This window comes from Nonomuraea sp. NPDC049400 (assembly GCF_044466425.1).
Taxonomy (GTDB): Bacteria; Actinomycetota; Actinomycetes; order Streptosporangiales; family Streptosporangiaceae; genus Nonomuraea.
The window spans coordinates 1-1,023 of the sequence record NZ_JBITMP010000173.1 but is presented as its reverse complement, the minus strand read 5'-3'; the positions used below and the strand labels follow the sequence as shown (position 1 = coordinate 1,023).

1 protein-coding gene is annotated in these 1,023 nt (G+C 67.4%); it reads right to left on the bottom strand.

Features of this window, described 5'->3' with window-relative positions; genetic code table 11:
- On the bottom strand, positions 1 to 971 hold a 971-nt coding region (locus ACIBVN_RS60955), incomplete at its 3' end, for a hypothetical protein (RefSeq protein WP_397152066.1).
- Positions 972 to 1,023 lie beyond the last annotated feature (52 nt).

Sequence of the window (1,023 nt, the reverse complement as noted above, 5' to 3'; positions counted from 1 at the left end):
TCGGCCTGGTCGGCAGTCGAGGCGCCGATACCGAAGGCGACGCCGTCATCGGTCACACCGGTCAGATGGACCGGCTTGTCCTGGTCGGTCTCCTCGAAGCAGTGGCCGGTGCCTTCGTCCAAGTCGAAGGCCGTGTGGCTGCGGACGAGATAGCGTCCGTCAGCGGACAGGGAGGCTCCCTTGGAGTCGTCGGCCGTCACGGGCTGATCCGGCGCACAGTCGACTTTGGCGCGGACCTTTCCCGTGGCGGGGTCCAGAACGGCCCACGTGTCGTTGGCCGCGCCTTCGTCGCGCCACTGCGCGACGAGGGAGTCCCTGACCGGCGCGATGAAGATCTTGTGATCGGCGTCGGTGGTGAGAGTCCCGCCTGACCAGGCTCCCGGCACCCAGTAGTGACGGCGGGGCTGGGTGTTGGTAGACAGCAGCGGCCCGCGGGGAGTGACCGCTACGGCCTTGGTCGACGCGAAACACAGCTTGCACTCGCTGGCTGGAGGTTTCATCTTCCTCAGGTCGTACGTCTTCGTCGCGCCTGTGGCCGGATCCACGGTCACCACCACGTCGTTGTCCTGCTGCACCAGCAGTCCGCCACCGCCGTTGATGACCGCACCCTCGCCGTCCAGTTCGAGATGGTGAGCCGGCTTGACTCCGTCTCCGACGGCACGGGCGGGGAAGATGTCGATCGTCGTGACCTGCCGACCCTTGCTGACCACGTCGGCGCCCTGAAAGCCGGACGCGGAGGCGACCAGGTAGTCCTTTCCCTGCACGGTGACCGAGAACGCTGACATCAGGCCGGGGCCCTTCACCTCGGTCTTCCACAGGGTTTGGCCGCTGGTCACATCGAGCACGGTGATGGTGCCGTCGTTCTTGCCGCCCTGCCCGAAGACGGCGACCGCCCCGGAGTGCGGCAGGGTGAGCTGGTCCCCCGGCAGATCTGACTCCCAGCCGCGGGAGGTGTCATAGAGGCTGGGCACCGACAGCTGGGTTTTCGGTGCGACACGCTCAGGGGAGGCGGACGAGGACGGC